Annotated in this window: 21 protein-coding genes, 1 tRNA gene and 1 pseudogene; 9 read left to right on the top strand and 14 right to left on the bottom strand. The window is 34.6% G+C overall.

All coding sequences use genetic code 11. The features are described 5' to 3' along the window. Positions 1-2: 2 nt before the first annotated feature. From H560_RS0114650 to H560_RS0114640, 3 genes are read left to right on the top strand one after another with little or no spacing between them, the layout of a single operon-like run. On the top strand, positions 3-758 hold the full coding sequence (locus tag H560_RS0114650; protein WP_027380739.1) for a UbiA prenyltransferase family protein: 756 nt from the start codon (positions 3-5) through the stop codon (positions 756-758). Between the two features lie 3 nt (positions 759-761). Then, positions 762-1,865 carry a DNA replication/repair protein RecF gene (recF, locus tag H560_RS0114645; RefSeq protein WP_027380738.1) on the top strand — a complete coding sequence of 368 codons (1,104 nt, stop codon included), beginning with the start codon at positions 762-764 and terminating at the stop codon, positions 1,863-1,865. Continuing rightward, positions 1,862-2,155, top strand: coding sequence for a hypothetical protein (locus H560_RS0114640; protein ID WP_027380737.1), 294 nt, complete (start codon positions 1,862-1,864; stop codon positions 2,153-2,155). Before recF ends, H560_RS0114640 begins: the two co-directional genes overlap by 4 nt. On the opposite strand, the gene H560_RS0114635 is transcribed toward H560_RS0114640, so the two are convergent. From H560_RS0114635 to H560_RS0114625, 3 genes are read right to left on the bottom strand one after another with little or no spacing between them, the layout of a single operon-like run. After that, positions 2,133-4,163, bottom strand: a complete 2,031-nt coding sequence (locus tag H560_RS0114635; RefSeq protein ID WP_027380736.1) for a recombinase — start codon at positions 4,161-4,163, stop codon at positions 2,133-2,135. The two genes, H560_RS0114640 and H560_RS0114635, sit on opposite strands and share 23 nt — an antisense overlap. Before the next feature lie 12 nt (positions 4,164-4,175). After that, complete coding sequence (gene mtgA / locus H560_RS0114630; protein ID WP_027380735.1) at positions 4,176-4,820, bottom strand: monofunctional biosynthetic peptidoglycan transglycosylase; 645 nt, start codon at positions 4,818-4,820, stop codon at positions 4,176-4,178. A gap of 43 nt (positions 4,821-4,863) precedes the next feature. Beyond that, positions 4,864-5,910: an ABC transporter substrate-binding protein gene (locus H560_RS0114625; RefSeq protein ID WP_051289346.1), complete on the bottom strand. Its 1,047-nt coding sequence runs from the start codon at positions 5,908-5,910 to the stop codon at positions 4,864-4,866. Between the two features lie 47 nt (positions 5,911-5,957). On the opposite strand from H560_RS0114625, the gene H560_RS0114620 reads away from it, so the two are divergent. Beyond that, positions 5,958-6,031 (top strand) — tRNA-Arg (locus tag H560_RS0114620). On the opposite strand, the gene H560_RS22485 is transcribed toward H560_RS0114620, so the two are convergent. Both H560_RS22485 and H560_RS21715 read right to left on the bottom strand, forming a co-directional pair. Then, the gene (locus H560_RS22485; RefSeq protein WP_081413986.1) at positions 5,997-7,559 is read right to left on the bottom strand and encodes a recombinase family protein; all 1,563 of its coding nucleotides are present in this window, start codon (positions 7,557-7,559) and stop codon (positions 5,997-5,999) included. The genes H560_RS0114620 and H560_RS22485 overlap by 35 nt on opposite strands. 101 nt (positions 7,560-7,660) lie before the next feature. Then, the gene (locus H560_RS21715) at positions 7,661-7,876 is read right to left on the bottom strand and encodes a hypothetical protein (RefSeq protein WP_034752944.1); all 216 of its coding nucleotides are present in this window, start codon (positions 7,874-7,876) and stop codon (positions 7,661-7,663) included. A 158-nt stretch (positions 7,877-8,034) separates the two neighbouring features. Between H560_RS21715 and H560_RS23795 the strand changes: the two are divergent. Then, positions 8,035-8,415, top strand: a pseudogene (locus tag H560_RS23795) (DUF1016 N-terminal domain-containing protein); the annotation flags it as partial. Here H560_RS23795 and H560_RS21710 read toward each other — a convergent pair. The 8 genes from H560_RS21710 to H560_RS0114570 form a co-directional block, all read right to left on the bottom strand. Further along, positions 8,366-9,469: a ribonucleotide reductase N-terminal alpha domain-containing protein gene (locus tag H560_RS21710; RefSeq protein WP_051289345.1), complete on the bottom strand. Its 1,104-nt coding sequence runs from the start codon at positions 9,467-9,469 to the stop codon at positions 8,366-8,368. The pseudogene H560_RS23795 and the gene H560_RS21710 sit on opposite strands and share 50 nt — an antisense overlap. A gap of 41 nt (positions 9,470-9,510) precedes the next feature. After that, positions 9,511-10,878 carry an MBL fold metallo-hydrolase RNA specificity domain-containing protein gene (locus H560_RS21705; RefSeq protein WP_034752942.1) on the bottom strand — a complete coding sequence of 456 codons (1,368 nt, stop codon included), beginning with the start codon at positions 10,876-10,878 and terminating at the stop codon, positions 9,511-9,513. 105 nt (positions 10,879-10,983) lie between these two features. Continuing rightward, positions 10,984-11,415 carry an Hsp20/alpha crystallin family protein gene (locus tag H560_RS0114595; protein WP_027380733.1) on the bottom strand — a complete coding sequence of 144 codons (432 nt, stop codon included), beginning with the start codon at positions 11,413-11,415 and terminating at the stop codon, positions 10,984-10,986. Positions 11,416-11,500: 85 nt separating this feature from the next. Beyond that, positions 11,501-11,857: a Rossmann-fold NAD(P)-binding domain-containing protein gene (locus H560_RS22480; RefSeq protein ID WP_048503851.1), complete on the bottom strand. Its 357-nt coding sequence runs from the start codon at positions 11,855-11,857 to the stop codon at positions 11,501-11,503. Between the two features lie 79 nt (positions 11,858-11,936). Next, positions 11,937-12,989, bottom strand: coding sequence for a response regulator (locus H560_RS0114585; protein WP_027380732.1), 1,053 nt, complete (start codon positions 12,987-12,989; stop codon positions 11,937-11,939). Positions 12,990-12,994: 5 nt separating this feature from the next. Beyond that, on the bottom strand, positions 12,995-14,203 hold the full coding sequence (locus tag H560_RS0114580; protein ID WP_034752940.1) for a PAS domain-containing sensor histidine kinase: 1,209 nt from the start codon (positions 14,201-14,203) through the stop codon (positions 12,995-12,997). Between the two features lie 134 nt (positions 14,204-14,337). Further along, complete coding sequence (locus H560_RS0114575) at positions 14,338-15,213, bottom strand: universal stress protein (protein WP_027380730.1); 876 nt, start codon at positions 15,211-15,213, stop codon at positions 14,338-14,340. Positions 15,214-15,220: 7 nt separating this feature from the next. Continuing rightward, positions 15,221-16,603, bottom strand: coding sequence for a L,D-transpeptidase family protein (locus H560_RS0114570; RefSeq protein ID WP_027380729.1), 1,383 nt, complete (start codon positions 16,601-16,603; stop codon positions 15,221-15,223). Positions 16,604-16,891: 288 nt separating this feature from the next. On the opposite strand from H560_RS0114570, the gene H560_RS0114565 reads away from it, so the two are divergent. The 4 genes from H560_RS0114565 to H560_RS0114550 all read left to right on the top strand — a co-directional run bounded on the left by H560_RS0114565 (position 16,892) and on the right by H560_RS0114550 (position 19,585). Continuing rightward, the gene (locus H560_RS0114565) at positions 16,892-17,521 is read left to right on the top strand and encodes a hypothetical protein (RefSeq protein ID WP_155845016.1); all 630 of its coding nucleotides are present in this window, start codon (positions 16,892-16,894) and stop codon (positions 17,519-17,521) included. 142 nt (positions 17,522-17,663) lie between these two features. Beyond that, positions 17,664-18,152 (top strand): BON domain-containing protein, encoded by a 489-nt coding sequence (locus H560_RS21695; RefSeq protein ID WP_081413984.1) that lies wholly within the window; start codon positions 17,664-17,666, stop codon positions 18,150-18,152. A gap of 158 nt (positions 18,153-18,310) precedes the next feature. Next, a complete protein-coding gene (locus tag H560_RS0114555; protein ID WP_027380727.1) occupies positions 18,311-19,072 on the top strand; it encodes an SDR family NAD(P)-dependent oxidoreductase in 762 nt (253 codons plus the stop codon). Between the two features lie 39 nt (positions 19,073-19,111). After that, on the top strand, positions 19,112-19,585 hold the full coding sequence (locus tag H560_RS0114550) for a Dps family protein (RefSeq protein WP_027380726.1): 474 nt from the start codon (positions 19,112-19,114) through the stop codon (positions 19,583-19,585). A gap of 130 nt (positions 19,586-19,715) precedes the next feature. Here the strand turns inward: H560_RS0114550 and H560_RS0114545 are convergent, their stop codons facing one another. Then, entirely contained in the window at positions 19,716-20,651 is a 936-nt protein-coding gene (locus H560_RS0114545) for a 1-phosphofructokinase family hexose kinase (RefSeq protein WP_027380725.1), read from the bottom strand. Between the last annotated feature and the right edge of the window lie 168 nt (positions 20,652-20,819).

Here is a 20,819-nt window from a genome sequence, read left to right as displayed (position 1 = left end):
AAATGAATTTCTTAAAAATACTCAAAAAAACTGTTATTGACAGCCAATTTTATGTATCCTTAACGGGAACTCTTTTTGCAGTATTTTTCATGGAGGAGCAAAACACGTTCCGTTTTCCTACCTTATTTTTAATTTTCATCACCTATTTCAGCGGATATCTTTACACAAAGTACCAGCACACAAAATATTTTTTCAGGATTCTGGTCCTGAATGTAGCTGCAAGCGTGGTCTGTGCTATTCTGATCATTGAAAACCATAATGAGATCCGTCTCATAAAATGGTTTATCATCGTTGTTTTAGGATTGCTTTACAATAGCTTTTTTCTTGATGTTTATATCCGTAAAATCCCTTTATTAAAGATTTTTTACGTTGGACTGGTGTGGGCTCTGGTCAATTGCTGGCTTACTCTCCCGGAATTTAATATTCCTATCTTTTTAATCAGTTTCTTTTTTATTACGGCACTGGTGCTGCCTTTTGATATTCGGGATATGAAAAGTGACACAGTGAAAACTTTTCCGAAAATGATTGGTGTTCAGAATACAAAATATATCGCTTATATCTTGGTTTTTGTGAGTAATATTCTTTCAATTTTTTATCTTGATTTAAAATATTCAGCTGCATTTTTTCTTGCAGGAATTGTGACTTATATTCTGATTTATTTCTCTGAAAACAAAAGGAAAGATGCCTACTTTTCGTTTGGTGTGGAAACTTGTTCTGCACTTCCCTTTTTATTTTTACTAATAATGAAGTATTTTTGACGAATGATAATTAAAAAGCTTTCCCTGTATAATTTCAAGAACCATTCTGAAAAAAAATTCGAATTTTCTCCGCAGATCAACTGTTTTGTGGGGAATAACGGCGTGGGAAAGACTAATATTCTGGATGCGCTTCATTACCTTTCCGTAGGGAAAAGCTTTTTGGGAAATACCGACCTGAATAACATTAAAAAAGATGAAGATTTCTTTACCATTGACGCTGAAATCCAGAATGATGACAGTGAGGACATTATTAAAATTTCCCAACCTAAAGAGGCAAAAAAAATCATCAAAAAAAATGATAAAAGCTACGACAGGTTAGCTGACCATATTGGATATCTGCCCAGTGTAATGATCTCTCCGTACGACTCCAACCTAATTTCGGATTCCGGGGAAAGCAGGAGAAAGTTTCTGGATTCCATGATTTCGCAGACAGACTCCGAATATCTTTTTGATTTGATCCAATATCAGAAAACGGTTCAGCAGAGAAATGCCCTGTTAAAATATTTCGCTAAAAACAGAGTTTGGGATAAAGATTCTTTAGAAATCTATGATGATCCCATCACAAAATTCGGAACAAAAATTTTCATTAAAAGAAGAGATTTTGTTGAAAAATTAAACCCCATTGTAAAAAACTTCTACCGTATCATTTCAGGTGGAAAAGAAGCCGTTTCCGTAATCTATGAATCTCATTTGCTGGAAGGGTTTGACTCTGCTCAGCCTGATAAAAAGTTTTATGTTCTTTTAAAAGAAAGCCTGGAAAAAGACCGGATGCTGACCTATACTTCAAAAGGAATTCACAAGGATGATCTCCTGTTTGAAATGGATTCTGTTCTCATAAAAAAAACAGGTTCGCAGGGCCAACAGAAATCTTTTCTGGTTTCTTTAAAACTTGCACAGATGAGCTTAGTAAAAGAACTTACCAATAAAACACCTATCCTTTTATTGGATGACATCTTTGATAAACTTGATGACCAAAGGGTTTCACAATTAATTGAACTGGTAAATCAGGAGAATTTCGGACAGATTTTCATCACGGATACCCACCGCGAAAGAACGGAAAGTGTTGTAAAAAAAATTAATGAGGAAAGCATAATCTTTGAGGTATGAAAAAGAAAAAACGAGAATTCCAATCCTCTGAACTTGTAAAATCTTTTGCAAGGATTCATGGTTTTGAATATAAATTAATTGCTTTTGAAATTAAAGATTTTCTTGAAGAATATCTTGATGAAAGCCTTTTTCAGGAAATTAAAAGTGTCAATATCGAAGGCCAGATTATTATCATCAAAATTAATTCTCCTTTATTAAAACATGATTTCCAGATGCGAAAAAGCTTTTTTTTAAAGAAATTTCAGGATAAGTTCGGGGAAGAAAAATTTAATGATCTTCAGATTTTGTAACAATGGTGCTGTTCATAAGTTCATCTGCTTTTTTATCCAGCCCGGATTGCAATGGAATGAAAAATTTCAAAGGATGCTTCACAAAATACCGGAAAATTTCTTTATAAATCTCACTTACCTGTCCAAAATTAAGTTTTCTCGATCTAAAGGCTAAAAACATAGATAAGGAAAAACTCACTAAAAAGTTGAAAAACCCAATAAGGAAAACCGTTACAAAAGAAATCCAGAAAGTATACAGATCAACTGAAAAATCTTTTCCATACAGGCCAATGGCAAAATTACCCGCCGCAAAAGTAATATGGCGGATATCCAGATCAAGCCCTAAAAACAGCCCTACCGGAGCCGTAGCCCCCAGAAAAACCCCGAACCAGAAATTTGAGACAATTCCTGCCCAGTTTTTAGCATAATATTTAGATAAACCTTTTGCGAATTTTTTCCCGAATAAATTTCTTATCGGAAGATTTTTTGCTATCCTTTCAGGAATCTGGTAAAAAACAGAATTATTACCGATATTCCCGGAAATAATCCCGGAAATAAAAAGGTAAAAACCTGCAATACTCGCATGCAGAATCGCTTTAGATTTAAACGGGTCTAAATCTTTTAACAGCTTGTCTGATTTATCAACAGCAAGATTTTGTGAAAAAAGAACATCCAGACCGTAAATTATTAACAAAGCAATAGGAAAAGATAGTAAAACATTCCCTACAAAAGCAATAAACTGGCTCCTGAATAATTTTGAAACCAAATGTGCAAATTCCGTATGATTGCTCTTATTATTTCCTTCCTCCGCCAGAACTTTAGTCATCGTGGCTGCGGTCATTGCCGGTTGTTTTGTAGCCAGCGTAAAACCCATCAGATAGATCATGATAAAGCCCATCGCATAGTTCATTGAATATAAAAATGCATGGGAAAAATCGCTTCCCGGTACATAGCCGTACAACAATTTCAAAACGCAAAGCGCACCTACAATAATCCCACCACCACTGGCTTTGTAGAACATAGTCATATATTGTTTGCCCGTGGAAGTAATGTAATGAGTCCCTGTTTCAGCAGTGTGATTGGTAATCAGATGCGAAATCATCCTTGTACTGTCGTTAATGAGATCTGAAATATTATTTTTATGGGATTTATATCGTAAAATATTAAAAATCAATTGTTTTGAATTGACTAAAACATCTTTTTCCTCATCAATTACCAATAGCTGGATAATTTCATAAATCCTCTGAACCTGCTGCCTGATTTTTAACAAAGACTGATTAATTTTCCCTGAAATTCCATATTTATAAGAATTTTTGAAGGCAATATTTACAAACTCCAAACATTGTTCAGCATAAATCTTTATCTGCTTATATCTGCTGTCTTTGGAATCCAGCTGAAGTTCAGGATTTTTTTCAAGCTCATCGGCAAGATCTTCCAACTCATTCTGAAGCGCCAAAAACGGATTATCAAAATTCCTGTATTCCGGGGCCATTCTTACAACCTCAACTTCCATTGCCGCTCCGGTTACCCGCCAGGAAAGGATATTCATGGCAAAAAGCATTTCTTTTTTTATTTGCGGCTTTGTGATAAAATCGGAAATACCAAGGATTTGGAAAAATTCATTGATATCATGTTCGGGAAGATTATGTAGGAATTCCAGGTCTTTTTTCGGTCTTAAGCTCACATTGTCAATCATATACCAAATGGTATTTTCATTAACGACAGGAGGTAAAACTTTATTAAGAATCCTTTTTTTAAGCTCAGGAATAAAAGCGTTTTCAGACAGAATATTAGCCTCTGTCAAGGATAAATTGAAAGGTTTTCCGTTGAAAATATTATGGATGTAATATTTAAAATTTTCGACTAATTCAGGATTATTCTTAAAGAAGGTGAGAACATCAGTAAATTCCGCTTTTTTTACGCTCTCCATAAACTCCGCAAACGGCTCAAGGGAAAGCGTTTCGTTCTTAAATGAGAAATATTTTTTAAGAACAGAATCGAAATTTGTACTATGATCAAAGAATTTCATGAGTCAAAGATACTATTTCAAACTCACATTCCTCATTTGTCTCATGATCCAGTTGTGTTTCTTTCTTAAATATGCCGACGGATTTTTGGGATCATATTTCTTGGGATTTGGCAAAACAGCTGCAATCCAGGCCGCTTCAGAAGCAGTAAGATTTTTAGAAGATTTTCCAAAATAGTATTCCGAAGCTGCTTCCACACCAAAGACACCCTGCCCCATTTCTATAGAATTAAGGTATCTTTCAAGAATAATATCTTTGCTCCAGACTTTCTCTATAATAAAAGTATAAACCGCTTCCAGACCTTTTCTGATCCAGCTTCTGCCCTGCCACAGAAATATATTTTTTGCCGTTTGCTGGGAAATGGTGCTTCCGCCTCTCAGCTTCTTGCCCTTTTCATTATTTTTCATGGCTTTTTCAATGGCTTTATAGTCGAAACCGTCATGAATAAAGAACTTCTGGTCTTCTGAGGCAATTACAGCCTTTTTAACATTATCTCCCATTTCATCATAAGAAATATAATCTCTCTGAAGTCTTCCGTATTCGAACAGACCCCCGATTTGCGTAATTGTGATAGGTGGATTGAAAAATCTTCCCCAAATAATAAATACTACATTCAGAATCAGAATGATGAATATAAATTGTTTAATTCTTTTCCACATAATTTTCTAAAAAGGAATGGCAAAAATACGGAAATAGTCTGAGTTATTGCAACTCTTTCAAGTAAGTAAGCTGATAATCCGGCAGTAGCTCCGGGTGAAAAATTTTAATGTAATCTTTTAAAACAAGATCTGCCCTTACAATTCCGCTTTCGAAAAAATCATTGGCCTGAAGCCTTTCTTTTCCTGTAATAACGTATATTTTACCATTATTATATACATCAAGCTTTGCATAAAAAGGATTCATGCTCAGCATTTCTTTTTTTGACGGATGGTTTCCGGCATTGATCCAATATTTCACGTCCGGCGATTTTGCAAAAACCTCCTCAAAGCTCATGGTAATGGCCTTTTCATCCGTATTATTTTGTAGAATATAATCTGCATTGGCATCTGAAATAAAGTTGGCCACGGAAGTTTTCCCGCCAGGAAGATACCAGACATCGCCATACATTTCATTAGCTAAAACCTTAGGCTTGTCTTTTGCTTTTAAAGCCAGTTGTTTTAGATCATTATAATTTTTCTCAACCTCAGTATATTTATCATTAGCTTCTTTTTCCTTTCCGAAAAGTTTTCCAAAAAGTTTGATATAAGCCGCTTTTTCCAGAGGTTTTTGTTCCATATATTCATCAAGGAAGATCACCTGGATTCCATTATTTTTTAATAACTGATACGTATTATCAAAGCTCGCGATATGATTAGTAAAAATAGCATCCGGCTTTAGAGAAAGGATTTTTTCAACATCGTACTTTTGATCGCTTCCCACATTCTGGATTTTCCCCTGCTTCAGCAAAGCCTGAATTTTTTCAGAATAAATATACTCCGGACTGGAAACGCCAATTACTTTATCCTCCACCCCAATTTCGGAAATATATCCTGCCATACTTGCATTTAGCAAAATAACTTTCTTAAAAGGAACTTGATTTTGTTTAAAATTATAAGTAAAATTTCCCGATTTGAATTGTAAAATACCATTTTGCTCATGATACTGTACAGAATTGGAGATAGAAGTGGCATCTGATGATGATTTTTTTTGCTCTCTTTTACAGGAGATTAGGCTTAAAAACGCGATTAACAGTAAAATTCTTGCTTTCATCTTTCAAAGAAAGCAAAAAAGTGTTATATTTGCAAACCTTTAATAACGGCCTCGTGGCGCAACTGAATAGCGCATCTGATTACGGCTCAGAAGGTTACAGGTTTGAATCCTGTCGAGGTCACAAGACCGACATTTGAAGATTTCACTCTTCGATGTCGGTTTTTTTTATTTCCTAATCCGTTGTTATACTGGTAGATACATTGAGCCACAATATTCATTTTAGGTGTTTGAAAACTTTTTCCGTCAAATTCGACTTTTTGGGGAAATATCAAACACCCAATCGTCCTTTTTGTTTGAAGATCTCCCTGCTGATAAAGGTTTGCAAGGTTTTCCATCCCGTCAAGTGCATTTTCTATTTTTGTTCTAATGTCAAGCTCTTTGCTATCCGAAACCATTTGCTGAAGCTCCTGTTCCAATTGTTCAATTTGTGATTTTGTGATCCTTTTGATATCTTTATAATCCTCTTCATCTAATTTATCAATAAGATATTTATCTCTTGCATTCGCAACCTTTTCATTAAGTAAATTGATCTCTTTTGAAATTGACTTTCTCTTAGCTTCTATATCGCAAGTGAATTGTTTATAGTTATCTAAAAGTATCTCCTTCATAAGTTCTTTGATGATCGGATTGTATTCCAGTTTAGAAATTTCAAGCTCAAAGAGTTCATTTAACTTGTCAGAGTCAAACCTAAATCCGCATTTATAATGGCAATGATAGTAATAATAGGTTTTAGACTTTCCTTTTGCACCACTTGCCGTAAGATTCTTTCCACACCTTGGACAGATTAGAAGGCCTCTAAGAGGAAAACGCTCGTTTCCAAGAACTCTTCCACCAGGCCCCTCTACTTTTCTTTTTTTGTCCATAATATGTTGAACCTGATTAAACAATCGTTCACTAATCAATGCCTCATGTTTTCCTTCAGTGTAATAAGCTTCCTCTTGTTTATAGTCTTCAATATAGATCTTCCCGCAGTAAACCGGATTTCTCATCGCTTTAGCGAAAGCACTTCTTGACATCGATACTCCCTCTCTTTTATTCATTTGCAACCTCACGTGGTCAGCGGGAATATGACCTTTGGAAATCTCATTAAATGCCCAGATAATATTGGAAGCCTCTGGATCCTTAATTGCAATATATTTTTTACCATCTTCATGGCTTCTGTTGATATACCCATAAGGAGCTATCCCCATCAATCGCCCCTCTTTTTTTGCCCTTCGCATTCCATGGAAAGTATTTAATGCTCTTCTGTCATTTTCCACTTCGGGAGTAGATAAATAAATAGCCAACATTAATTTATTTTCAGGAACTGACATATCCAAAGGCTGCTCAATAGCTTGGGGAATAACATGATTTTTTTGAAGCAAACTGATCATTTGATAGGCATCACCAGTATTACGACTAAATCGATCCCATTTTGTGAATAGAACCAAACTGCTTTTATGACTCTTTTTTTTGATTTCGAGAAGATACTTTTTCCACTCAGGACGTTCAAAGCTTTTAGCTGAATGGTCTTCATAGATTACTCTATTAATGAAAATATCATTGTTTGCACAATATCTGCGTAATCGCTCATCCTGATCTCTTTGCGAATAACCTTTTTCAGCTTGTTCATCGGTCGATACCCTTATATACAGATCTGCAATAACCATAGTTGTAATAATTTCGTTAAAACTGAGTTTTAGATTGGCATCAAGACAAAACTGATGCAGTAGAAATTCATCATTCCGATATATTGCTAAGATACAAATTATCAGTCAGATGTAAAAAATTCTTTTAAAGTGAGTTTTACAATAATATATATAAATTCCATTATTTCTTCGGATTGCTCTTCATTAATATCGTAGCCAGCTTTTCTTAGCAAATGCAATGCTTTTTCAGGAGGAATCTTTTTTAATTCAATAGATGGGATATATTTTTTACTCTCAGAATATGGAACTTTATTCTTTTCTTTATGATGATTTTTCATAATGATTGACTTAATGATTATAAATCACCATTAATTTAAAATCATCAATCCTGGAATGTTTTGAAGTGTCTTTGTAATGTACTTGATGGCCTTCTTTTACAATTATTTAACGATAGTATTTTTTATTAAAAACTTCTAATTTTTGTACCTTTGAGAATATGAAAGAACAACACCTGGAGCCTAAACAAGAACTTTATCATTCAATTGCCAAAATTATTGTCGATTCAAAATCAAGTCTTTACAGAACGACCAATACAATATTATTAAATATGTATTGGGAGATCGGTAAACTTATTGTTCAGGATGAGCAAAATGGCGAAAAACGTGCAGGCTATGGAAAACATATACTTAAAAACTTAGCGAACCAGCTATCTCTTGAGTTTGGCAAAGATTTCAATGAAAGAAATCTGAATAATATGAGGGCATTCTTTAGCTCTTTTCCAATTTGGAACGCAGTGCGTACCGAATTGAGTTGGACTCATTATAGAATTATAAGCAGAATTGACAACCCTGATCACAGAATTCAGTACGTAAATCATGCCATTGAAGGAAACTGGAACACAAGAACACTGCAACGAAATATTGACAGTCAGTATTTGGGCAGATTATTAAAATTTCCAGACAATAATGATTGAGTGTGATGACATTATCCAGAAAACGGATTCCAATATGAATAATCCGGGATAATTCATGCCAGTCTATTTCATATTTCCCATTTTTAAATATTGTTATTCTTGAAAGATTAACCGAACCCAGATTACAGCTTTCATTATCCAATAAGGGAACTTCTCCGCAAGGATTAGTAGCCTTTATTCTACCGAGGTCAGGTGTAGTATTGGAATTGTTAATGGCATCGAGAAAAACCAATCCAGGATCACCTGTTTTCCAAGCTTGCCCTACAATCAATTCCCAGAGTGATTTTGCAGATATGATTCGGGTTACTTTTTGAGTATGTGGATTAATGAGCTGCCAATCCAAATCATATTCTACTGCTTTCATAAAAGCATTGCTGATCCCTACCGAAAGGTTAAAGTTTTCTATAGATTTCTTATCCGATTTTGACATGATGAATTCTTCGATATCCGGATGGTCAACATTTAGGATTCCCATATTAGCTCCCCTTCTTTTACCTACCTGTTTTACATATTCAGTGGCAGCATCGTAAATTTTCATAAAAGAAACAGGACCGCAAGATTCTCCCTTGCTAGAACTTATCAGATCTCCTTTATGGCGAAGAGCTGAAAAATTAAACCCGGTACCTCCTCCACTTTGATGAATTAATGCCGCATTTTTAAGGGTTGTAAAAATACTTTCTAAACTATCTTCTATCGGTAATACAAAACAAGCGCTTAATTGTGCGTGATCACAGCCAGCATTCATAAGTGTGGGAGAATTAGGCAGAAATTTCAGTTCACTCATTACTTTATAGAAAGCTTGGCTCCATTTGGTGGTATCTTTTTTTTCGCAACCGGAAATATATTTTGCAACCCTTTTGAAGAGGGCATCTGGAGTTTCTATTACCAAACCTTCATCATTTTTCAAAAGATAACGGTCTTCCAGAATTTGTATAGCATTTTTGGTAAGAAGTTCCATAGAGTAAATTTTAAATCAATTAAATGATATCATCCTTTATCTCAACAGACCACTTCCATATCTTTTACCAAAATTTTAGCAGGTATCTTTAAATCTGTCTGAATTTTAACCCGCAATGCTTCCAATGCGGAGGGTTCACCATGAACCAGCATGATTTGTTGAGGAGGATTCTTATATTTTCTTATCCATTCTATCAATTCAGATTGATCAGCATGGGCGGATAACCCTGTTAATTCAACAACATTTGCGTTTACAGGATAGTATTTTCCGTGAATTTTCAGCTCATGAGATTCGTTAAGTAATGCTCTTCCACGAGTACCTTCTGCCTGAAATCCAACAATTAATACAGTATTCCGGCTGTTCCCTATATCATGTTTTAAATATTCAAGGACACGTCCTCCTGTCATCATACCACTGCCGGCAATTATTATTTTACTTTGCTTATCATGAACTATTTCTTCAGTATTTGCATATTCTCTATTAATATTGACATGCTCAATAATTTCCAACCATTTTTCCTGATCTACAGTAGTATACTCAGCATATTCAACCATAATATCGGTGGCTGAAGCTGCCATAGGACTATCCATTATTATTGGAAGGTTACGGGGTATTCTGTTCTGTTCCTTTAGCTGATAAAGAATATAAATGAGCTCCTGTGCTCTGCCTACAGCAAAACTGGGAATAATTATATTACCGTGGTTTTTAACCGTGAGATTGATCCAGTGTTCCAATTTATCATATAAATTGGCATTGTCATGAAGTCTGTCTCCGTATGTTGATTCCATCACTATAAAATCTGCTTTGGTGAAAAAATCAGGAGGAGGTAAAATCGCACTGTGGGTTCGTCCGATATCTCCTGAAAAAATGATCGTTTTCTCAAAACATGTGATCTCCACGGAACAGGCTCCAATGATATGTCCGCAGGGCTTGAACCTGCATTGAATATGATCACTAAGTTTGATCATGGTGTTTTCATTAACCGTAAAAAATTGTTTAAAAGATCTTTCAGCATCGTTTATCGTATACAACGGTTTTGCAGGATTATGTTTGGTATAATGATGAAAATTCGCTTTCTCCGCATCTTCTTCCTGCAGCTTTGCACTATCGAGTAAAATCAATTTTGCTAATTCTTTGGTAGGCTCAGTCATGTAAATTTTACCTTTAAATCCGTTTTTTACAAGAAGAGGAATATAACCGCAATGATCAAGATGAGCATGCGTAAGAATGACAATATCTATTTCAGCAATATTGATATTTAATGATTCCCAGTTTTGTTCACGCAAAGATTTAATACCCTGAAATAATCCACAATCTACTAATATAGTAAGTTCCGAGGTCTTTAATAAATGCTTGGATCCGGTAACTGTTCCGGCTCCTCCAAGAGATTTTAGAATAATAGTATCCATTTTTTTATTTTTATAAATCTGTTGCGCACCGGCCTATTTTGGTTCTGACACTTGAATAATCTCCTGAATGCGCAATAGGTTTTTATGAATTAATACTGAAAAATTTTAGCGTATTTTGATCTCTTTTACTTCTTTTTTATCCAGATTAGATTTATTAATGGTAATATTTAATAGTCCTCCTTTATAATTGGCTTTTATATGGCCCAAACTAATACTATCGGGTAAACGGAAACTGCGGACAAATGAGGAAGCTGAAAATTCTTTTCTAACATAATTTTCTTTTTCTTCTTTTTTCTCTGCACTGGTTGCAGCACTAATGATCAATGTTCCGTCCTCAACGGCTACTTTGAAATCTTTTTTCTTAAATCCCGGAGCTGAAACTTTTAGCTTATAAACGCCGTTTTTATCAATAATATTAACTGTTGGTTCCTCTTTAACCGACTGATTAACAAGATCATCATTTTTCCAAAAATCTTCTATCAGAGATTCTAATGATTGAGATCCATTTGTTGGATTGATTTTTTCTAAAGTTTTCATAATACAATTATTTTAAAGTTTATACACCAAAGGTATAATGGAAATAATTTTTAAATCATGACTACCGTTGCGTTTTGAAATGATGCTAATCACTTTTTTCCCAGGCATCAAGAATTTTAATTACTGATGAAATGTTCAATGTTGAATCTGTAATGGTAATGTATTTCAATCCGGCATCCTGAATTATTGATACATCCACAGGAGCCTGTTCCTGGAATCTGAATATAAAATATCTGATCCCAAAGGATATAAGTTTCAAAATAAGACTGTTTGAAACCGGGTTTTCCTGATCAATGATTATGGCAGTATCTTTTGCTTCTGCAAAATGAACGGTAGCTTCACTTAAAGGATCTACTATAATCGTAATTTTATGTTTTTTACGATTAGCCAAAGCCAGAATCTTTTTATCTTCCTGGCTGATATTGTAAACTATGACTTTCATACTGTCGGTTCAATCTTCAAATGTATTGAACAGCATAGAACTTACAAATGCATGAAATCATTATAAAAAGTGATAGTGATTAGTTTTTAAGCTTTTGAAGTCTTAAAACATCAAGTATGGTAATCTTTCCGGCACTTCGGTCTATTAAATTTTCTTCTTTAAAATCACTGAGAATTCTGCTTACCGTTTCAATAGCCATTCCAGCCATAGAAGCTAGGTTTTCTCTTGAAATTTCAAAATTTTGAGTTTTAGGATGTTTTGTATGGAGTTTAAGTAAGACTTCTGCCATTCTTTTTCTCACAGAAAAATACGCAAGCTGCAATAGCTGCTCTTCGTGGGTAATAACATTCTGGGCAAGAATTTTGATGAATTTTTCCGCTATGTCGGGATATTTATATAATAATTGATCAATAACTTCTCTGGGAACTGAGCATAAGGTAGCATCCTCCAATACTTCAGCTGTCTCTTTATATTCTTTTCCTGCAAATAATGAAGTGATTCCAAAATATTCTTCCGGACTGTAGACTCCTGTCATGAGTTCTTTCCCGTCTTCTGTCATTTTTGTTGTTTTCACTGAGCCTGATATAATAAGATAAACAGCGTTTGCAGTATCACCTTCGTAATATATAATCTGCTTCTTTTTAAAAGATTTGACTTTTCGTTCATCAAAAGCTTTCTTTAATTCATCAAGTCCGTGCGAACCATGAAATAAATTGGTCATTTGAGTAAGAATATTGCTGTAAAGGCTTTTCTGACGTTCCTTCTTTTTCAATCGGCTTTCAATAGCACTGAGAAGTTCTATATCATCAAATGGTTTGGTTAGATAGTCATCCGCACCCATTTCTATTCCTTTTCGGACTTCTACCCGATCCGTTTTTGCCGTTATAAAAATAAAAGGGATAAGTGCAGTATCTTCTCTTTTGCTTAAAAGATGTAATACTCCATACCCGTCAAGCTCCGGCATCATAATATCACATAATATCACATCCGGTATGTGTTTAATGGCCAGATCTACTCCCTGTTTACCATTAGAAGCCTGAAATACTTCATAACTGGCAAGCTGAAGAATCTCCGAAGTGCTTTCGCGGATATCGTCATTATCTTCGATAATCAATAGGCGTGTTTTTTCCATTGGAACTAAGTTGGAGTATTGTTAGCTAAATTTTTATGAAATGATAAGGTAAATTCGGTACCCTTGCCAGATTGACTCTCGAAATGGATCTTACCATCCATGAGATTTACATACCGCTGTACAATATTGAGACCCAAACCGGTCCCAGGAATATTCCCTATGTTATGAGCTCTAAAAAATGGCTGAAAAAGACCGGATTGGTCTTCCTCGGGTATTCCTATTCCATTATCTTTTACTGAAAACACATACTTATCTTCATTTATCTCTGTAGAGAATTCAATCAATGTATGCTCTCCCGAATATTTTATAGCATTGCTTATTAAATTCATTAAACAATTTCTTAATAAATTTTGATCCAGATTTACATCACCTTCTGATCCTGTATGCTGATAAATAATAATTTGATCTTCTTTGGTGATAAGTTGCATTTCTTCCGTAAGTTCTTCTGAGAATTTTACAATATCAAATAAGCCATAATGAGGTTTTACAATCCCGGTATCCAATTTTTCTAAAGAAAGAAAATCATTGAGAATGGAATTCAAACTGGCAATTGCATTTTTTATCTTATGAAGATGTTTTAATATCTGGATATTGTCTGAAGTTTGAAGATATTTTTCAATAAGTACGGCAGAAAGCTGCATAGAACTTAAAGGGGTTCGAAACTCGTGCGATGCCATTGATACGAACCGACTTTTCATTTTGTTAAGATTTTTTTCTTTTGCCAGCGATACATTGGCTTCCTCTTTTGCCATTTCCAATTCACGAAGCATCTTTTTAAGAGATTTTGTACGGTTTTCAACTAATTCCTCCAGTTCGCTAGCATATCTTTTAAGAGATTCTTCCGCTTCTTTTTCTTTAGAAAGATCATGGATAAAACCTGTGTAAATCACCCTATCCTGATATTGCACTTCACTTACAGCAAGCCTGAAGGGAAATTGTGTCCCATCTTTTCTCAAGCCCCTAACTTCCCTTCCTTTGCCTATTATTTTTTTTTCGCCGGTATTTTGATAATTAAGCAGATAACCATCGTGTCTGCTTTTATCGGGTTCCGGCATCAGTACTGAAATATTTTTACCTACCAACTCTTCTTCTTTATACCCAAATATTTTTAGCGCAGAGGGATTCAGACTTTCTATTCTCCCCCTGTTATCAATGGTTATAATCCCATCAATCGCTGTTTCTATAATAGCATGCAAAAGTTTAGCACTTTCCATAATCCATATCTTAAACTATTATTTAAAGGTATGAATTTTAGTATACTAAAGGTATCTGAATATGAAAAATGTTAAAATATTAAATTATTACTAATTATTATCAACAAACAAGATTAAAAAAAATGAAATCTAAATTAAAAAAACAGCTGATCAGTTTCCGGAATGATTAGTAGTGGAATTTCTAACCCGGCGGCCTGTCTTGCAGCATGGCTGCTCTTTGTAAATCTTTCGAGAAAATCCCGGTGATCATGACCCATTGCCAAGATATCAATATCTTTATTTTTTAATATATCTAAACCGTAATCTATATTTTCGCTGTAAATACAGTTATAACAAACTTTACCATCCAGAGCCTTTAAAAACACTTCTTTTTTATGCTCATAAGCAGCATCCTGAATCACATCATTATTGCTTTGAATAATATGGGTAATTAAAAGTTCGGCATCAAAGTATTGGGCAAATTTAATTAATGATTGAGCAATTTTTATATCTTTTTTCTTCAGATCTGTTGCAAAAGCAATCTTATTTATTTCCTTATATTTATGGTTTTGAGGAATTAACAGAAGCGGATGTTGTGTATTTTCAATCATTTTAAGACTGTTGCTTCCAAAAATAAACCGGGCAAGCATCCCGGCTCCCTGCATCCCCATTACAATAAGCAATGTTTTATTATTGGCTGCTGTATTATTTATTAACTGCACAGCATCACCTCCCTCACAAGAATAATATATCGACGGATGATAAGGGAAAGTCTCATCTCCCCATAAAGCTTTCTCTTTATCTTCAAGTACTTTTACCAATTTTTTCATCTCTTTACTGTTTTCATCCTGTAAAGCAGGATATTCATATAAAGCCCACGCAGTCTGCCCAAGCATAGGGCTTTCAACCGGCAATGCAAAGGCATGGCACAAATCAATATTACACTTTAGAGCATTAGCCAGATGAAGTGCATACAACGCTGCATTTTTTGCCGGCTTTGAATAGTCTGTAGGTACTACAATCGTTCTCATAAATCTATTATTTATTTTGGTTAATTTTATTTTCGAGTGAATCATCAAAATGATAAATGTCTTTATATAGTACAGGTTTTCCATCTTTTATTAAGCAAGTCAGATAAGTAATAATGATAGGAACCGGTTGCTTTAAAACAAAATCTTTTCTTTGGTAGTCGGCCATCGCTTTTTCTAAAATGGGAATCTTATGTTCAGAGTGGTCATATTTTAATAGGAGAGATGCGAGTTCTTTAGCATTTTCAACACGGATACACCCATGGCTCAAAGCTCTTTCATCTTTATTAAACAATTGTTTTTGAGAAGTATCATGGAGATATACTCCATAAGAGTTGTCAAATCTAAAAACCACTGCTCCCAGTGCATTATCACATCCGGATGATTGTCTTACACTATATCTATAAGGGTTTTGACGGATCTCTTTTAATTTTGAAGAAGTTATTTCGACTTCATGGCCTTGCTTATCGTAAACTGCATAATGATGATCTTCCAAATACCCACTGTTTTTTAAAATTTTTGGTAGCATTTCTTTGATGAATATGCTTTGGGGAACTTTCCAGTCAGGGGCTGTTGTAAAATAATTAATACTGCTTTCCAAAACCGGAGTTCTGGTAGCCGGTTTCCCTATAATTACTTTGAAATCAAATACACTGTCTTTCTGGTGAAATTCTAATGTATAGGAAGGTATATTGACTAATACATATGCTTGATCTCTTGTATTGATCCATCGCAGGCGTTCCATATTGATAACAATCTTTTCAATTTCCGTTTGAGGAGCCAGGCAATCGTTTTCTTCATAGAGTCCATTCAAATAATTTTGAAGATCTGTGTATGCTTTAATCTCAGGCTGAACATCAAGGATTGCTTTAAGAAAATCTGTTTGCTTTTTTGCATATATCAATGTATCCTCTGAGCGAAATCCATTAATGTCGTTGGCATCAATATATGCCGAATTATATGAAGGGTTGTATTTTCCAAAATGCAGATTATTAATAAACGTTATTAAAGCATCAGTCATCAGAATATCGAACACAGCCTTCTCTTTTTGATTTACTTCTACAGGAGAACCTCTCAATTTTCTTAATTTCTGAAGAGAAATAGCTTCCCAATGATAATCAGACAAAGAAAGTCCGAACCGGTAAGAATACTCCAGTAACAACATTGCTGCTTCAGGTTGATCTGACTTCTGCATAACATGTACCCAAGCATATTCAGAATCATTTTTGGTATAAAACTGAATGACAGATTTTGGGTAATGCAGCGTAGAGAGATTCACATTGTCTTTAAGAAGTATGGCTATCTCAGTATTCGTTTTTGCATTCTGACCAAATACAATAGTACTGCAAACAGTACAGAAAAAAATAATCGCGAAGTTCATAAAAGTTTTCATGAGTAATCATTTAGCAGTGTAAATTTCCAAATTACGGTCTTGCTAAATAATGACTACCGTCACTAAAAATCATGATAAAGCTATAATTTAATTTAAGTTTCATCGGGACTCCCTAAACACTTAATATAAAAGGATCAATCTAAATTGGTTTAAAGTCAATAATTGATTTAGCGCTTATAAAGGGCTGAACTAAAGAACTGACCAGCATCATTTTTCCCAGTGATGCGTATCATATAATTTCCTATGCAGTTTCAGGACCTTTGATAGGAATTAATATAAAACATGATCATGAAAAAATTATACTATCATAAAGTGATTCTTTTTACAGCATTGGTATGTACAGTACTCCTCAATTCCTGCAGCTCCACTCATATAGCAAGCAGTTGGCGGGATCCGGATAAACAGATTCACCCTACAGATTGGAAAAAAGTATTGGTGATGGCACTATTAAGAAATGAAACCAATCGCCGCAGTGCCGAAGATGAAATGGCGGAATACCTCGATGGAAAAGGCATTACCTCTTACAGTTATCTGGATGAAAATTTTAACAGAAAAGATGAACAGGCTTTACGGAGTAGAATAAAAAAAGACGGTTTTGACGCTGCGATAACGATGCGTTTGATTGATGTGGATAAAGAAAAAGTGTATACTCCCCAGCAATACTATATGTACCCAATGTACTATAATGATTTCATCACCTATTATTACAGAAACTGGATGTATTACAATATTCCCGGCAATTATACCATCACCAAAAAATTCATTATTGAAACTATAATTTATTCTATTAAGGATGATAAAATAATATGGTCAGGAATTACAGAAACGTATGATCCGAAGGGAGTAAAAAGACTAACGAACGAAATTGCCCGGGCTCTTCGTAATAAAATGCAGCAGGAGGGATTTATTGAAAAATAACGAATACAAAACCTATAGTAAATCATCATGATCAATGCAAAAGATAAAGGGCTGGTTGTTTAGCAATATTCCTGTAAAGAATTTAACTTTTTAAGTAGAAAATATCAGTAAAAAATACAATACAAAACCAATTTGATAAAAAATCAACCTTAAAATTTGGTTTAATTATATACGATTTCCAAGCTCTTGGAAAAAAACTGATGCTGAAGTTGCAAAAGAAGTATTAGATACTTTTAAATCAAACTACTCTATTCCCGATGACAATATCAAGATAAAAGTTGAAGACGGATGGGTTACTTTGGAAGGAGAATTACCTTGGCATTATCAAAAAGAAGAGGCAGCAAGTGTAGTAAAATATCTTAGCGGTGTAAAGGGTCTGATCAATAAAATTAAAATCAAATCAGAGGCAGATGATTCAATACAAAAAAAAGATATTGAAGACGCACTGAAAAGAAGTTCAATCTATGATAATGAAATTAAAGTATCTGTGTTAGGAACAACAGTAACTTTAACCGGAAGTGCAAATTCTTTGTATCAAAAAGAAGAAGCAGGCCGTATTGCCTGGAAAACTCCCGGCATATGGAACGTAAAAAATGAACTGGAAGTTAATTATGAGTATGATTTTTATTAATCTCCGATTAACCTCTGACCTGTGGAAGATCATATGGTTTTCCACAGGTTTTTATTCGCACATAGGGATCAATTTTAATTCTTTTGCATCACTGTGATACCATTAACCAGATTATTAAGAAAATAATAAATATAAATTCAATCTGCAAATCCGAAATTATGAAAAATTTAGAAAATAAAGTAGCCATTATAACAGGCGGCTCCGGAAGCATTGGAAAAATTACAGCTAAACTATTTTTAGAAGAAGGGGCAAAAGTAATGCTTGTCGACCTCTCTGAAAAAGCATTACAAGAAGCTGCCTACGAATTAAATAGTGAACATATAAGATATGCAGTTGCTGATGTTTCAAAAGCTGCTGAAGTTGAACACTACGTGAGTGAAACCGTAAAACTGTTTGGAAAAATAGATGTATTTTTCAACAATGCCGGTATTGAAGGAGTTGTGAAGCCAATTGAAAATTATCCTGAAGACGTTTTTGATACAGTCATATCCGTCAATATTAAAGGTGTATGGCTGGGAAATAAGTATGTTTTACCTCAGATGAACAATGGTGGAAGCATCATTATGACTTCATCTGTTGCCGGAATATTGGGATTTCCAGGGCTAAGCACCTATGTCACCAGTAAACATGCTGTAGTAGGCATTATGAGGGCCACAGCTCTTGAGGCAGCTTCACGAAAAATCAGAGTGAATACGGTTCACCCATCTCCCGTAAATAACAGAATGATGCGCTCTATAGAAGAAAATTCTGCTCCGGGACACGGCGATGATGCAAAAAAACAATTTGAAGCGGCAATACCATTAGGACGTTATGCTGAACCTATTGAAATAGCACAGCTGGTTTTATTTCTTGCCGGTGACGACAGTCAGTTCATTACAGGAACAACTCAGATCATTGATGGTGGAATGTCTACTGAATAATATAGGCATTTTTTACAATACTAAGAAAACTAATTAGTTATGAAAATACAAATAGGAATAACTGACAATCATCGACAGGCAGTTGCTGATGAACTGATAAAAATACTGGCAGATGAAAACGTTTTGCATATGAAAACAAAAAATGCCCAATGGAATATTGAAGGAGCTGATTTTTATGATAAACATACCTTTTTTGAAACCCAATCCGAACAACTGCAAAAAATAATAAACAATACCGCAGAAAGAATCCGCTCTATCGGGCATCTTGTACCGGCAACTTTACAATCATACCTCAACTTAACTCATCTTACCGAACAAGAAGGAGATAAAAACTACAGCCAGACTTTAATTGCAGAATTGTTGAAAGATCATGAAAGTCTTATCACCAAACTTCGTGAACATGTCAAGTGCTGTACAGATGATTTCCATGATATAGCAACGGGCCATTTTATTATTGGTCTCATAGAAACACATCAAAAAATGGCCTGGTATTTACGTTCTTATTTATTATGATGAAGTAATAATTAAAAATATAGCCACGATTGAAATATCTAATTTTAATAAAAAATATAATATCATGAAGCATCAATCGTTTCAGCAATTATAATTCACATTATCTTTGTAAATTCCAATGAAAATTTGTCTATTGCTTTTCAATTTCTTTATATAAACGATCTACATTTTCTTTTGTAAAAAGTCCTGTTCCTTCGGCCATTGTAGTGGCAGATCCACAAGCAATTCCCATGGAAAGGACTTCTTTATAATCACCTCCTTTCATCAAAACAGAAACCATTCCGGCAACCATGCTGTCTCCGGCACCAACCGTGCTTTTCACTTCTACATGAGGTGCCTTTATCTGGATTTTTTCAGTTGATGAAAATAAAACGGCTCCCTGAGAACCTAATGAGACTACCACAATCTCAGCTTTACCCTGCGAAATGATAAGTTGGGCGGCTTGATCTACATCACTTTCTTCCAGCTTGTCTTTTCCAACTAAAACCGCAAGCTCCCCTATATTGGGTTTTAATAAAAATACACCCTCTTCTACAGCTGTTTTCAGAGCTTCTCCTGAAGTGTCAATAATTACCTTACTCCCCTTTGACTTACACATATTAACAATCTGTTTTATAACATCCGGATCGGTTTCTGCCGGTAAACTGCCACTGATTACTACAAAATCAGGAAACGGATTTACTACCTCAACACTACTTAAAATTTCGTCTTGTATTTCTTCTGTTAACAGTTCTCCTGGAAATCCAAACCTATACTGCTTGTTATTAGAAGTATCTAAAACAGTAAAATTTTCCCGGGTTTCTGCAGCAATATGGAAAGGTAATATATTGAGTTGTTCGGCTTGAAGTAACTCTTCCAGCAATCTGCCGGTTCTTCCACCGGAAGTAAAAAAAGTATCTGATGAGATTCCCAATCTTTTTAACGCTCTGGATACATTTACTCCACCTCCTCCTGCCTCATATTTAGGGGAATTACAATGTAATTTTTTTTCAGGAATGATGTTTTCAACACTGCTGCTCTTGTCTACCGACGGATTCAATGTGATTGTTAAAATAGTTTTGTCCATTTTATTAAACTTTTTTATACTACTCAATTATTCAAAACAGTATCGTTATCAAATTATTACTGTCCTCTTATTAAAAAAAATAATATTGCCTATATTAATTCAAATTTCAACAATAAGGAACAGACTGCCAAATATTTGACCTGATCAACATCATGTTTCATAGTGATG

Source organism: Chryseobacterium daeguense DSM 19388, assembly GCF_000430825.1.
Lineage (GTDB): Bacteria > Bacteroidota > Bacteroidia > Flavobacteriales > Weeksellaceae > Chryseobacterium > Chryseobacterium daeguense.
This window is presented reverse-complemented; position numbering and strand designations above follow the sequence as displayed.

Excerpts from the sequence above, each read along its gene's own strand:
- H560_RS0114565 (WP_155845016.1), top strand. The coding sequence starts at position 16,892 with ATGAAAAAATTATACTATCATAAAGTGATTCTTTTTACAGCATTGGTA.
- H560_RS0114550 (WP_027380726.1), top strand. The coding sequence starts at position 19,112 with ATGAAAATACAAATAGGAATAACTGACAATCATCGACAGGCAGTTGCT.
- H560_RS22480 (WP_048503851.1), bottom strand. The coding sequence starts at position 11,857 with ATGAAAGTCATAGTTTACAATATCAGCCAGGAAGATAAAAAGATTCTG.
- H560_RS22485 (WP_081413986.1), bottom strand. The coding sequence starts at position 7,559 with ATGGTTATTGCAGATCTGTATATAAGGGTATCGACCGATGAACAAGCT.
- H560_RS0114580 (WP_034752940.1), bottom strand. The coding sequence starts at position 14,203 with ATGGAAAGTGCTAAACTTTTGCATGCTATTATAGAAACAGCGATTGAT.
- H560_RS21715 (WP_034752944.1), bottom strand. The coding sequence starts at position 7,876 with ATGAAAAATCATCATAAAGAAAAGAATAAAGTTCCATATTCTGAGAGT.
- H560_RS0114570 (WP_027380729.1), bottom strand. The coding sequence starts at position 16,603 with ATGAAAACTTTTATGAACTTCGCGATTATTTTTTTCTGTACTGTTTGC.
- H560_RS0114545 (WP_027380725.1), bottom strand. The coding sequence starts at position 20,651 with ATGGACAAAACTATTTTAACAATCACATTGAATCCGTCGGTAGACAAG.
- H560_RS0114625 (WP_051289346.1), bottom strand. The coding sequence starts at position 5,910 with ATGAAAGCAAGAATTTTACTGTTAATCGCGTTTTTAAGCCTAATCTCC.
- H560_RS0114555 (WP_027380727.1), top strand. The coding sequence starts at position 18,311 with ATGAAAAATTTAGAAAATAAAGTAGCCATTATAACAGGCGGCTCCGGA.
- H560_RS21705 (WP_034752942.1), bottom strand. The coding sequence starts at position 10,878 with ATGGATACTATTATTCTAAAATCTCTTGGAGGAGCCGGAACAGTTACC.
- H560_RS21710 (WP_051289345.1), bottom strand. The coding sequence starts at position 9,469 with ATGGAACTTCTTACCAAAAATGCTATACAAATTCTGGAAGACCGTTAT.
- H560_RS0114595 (WP_027380733.1), bottom strand. The coding sequence starts at position 11,415 with ATGAAAACTTTAGAAAAAATCAATCCAACAAATGGATCTCAATCATTA.
- H560_RS0114585 (WP_027380732.1), bottom strand. The coding sequence starts at position 12,989 with ATGGAAAAAACACGCCTATTGATTATCGAAGATAATGACGATATCCGC.
- H560_RS0114650 (WP_027380739.1), top strand. The coding sequence starts at position 3 with ATGAATTTCTTAAAAATACTCAAAAAAACTGTTATTGACAGCCAATTT.
- H560_RS0114640 (WP_027380737.1), top strand. The coding sequence starts at position 1,862 with ATGAAAAAGAAAAAACGAGAATTCCAATCCTCTGAACTTGTAAAATCT.
- H560_RS0114575 (WP_027380730.1), bottom strand. The coding sequence starts at position 15,213 with ATGAGAACGATTGTAGTACCTACAGACTATTCAAAGCCGGCAAAAAAT.
- H560_RS0114635 (WP_027380736.1), bottom strand. The coding sequence starts at position 4,163 with ATGAAATTCTTTGATCATAGTACAAATTTCGATTCTGTTCTTAAAAAA.
- recF (WP_027380738.1), top strand. The coding sequence starts at position 762 with ATGATAATTAAAAAGCTTTCCCTGTATAATTTCAAGAACCATTCTGAA.
- mtgA (WP_027380735.1), bottom strand. The coding sequence starts at position 4,820 with ATGTGGAAAAGAATTAAACAATTTATATTCATCATTCTGATTCTGAAT.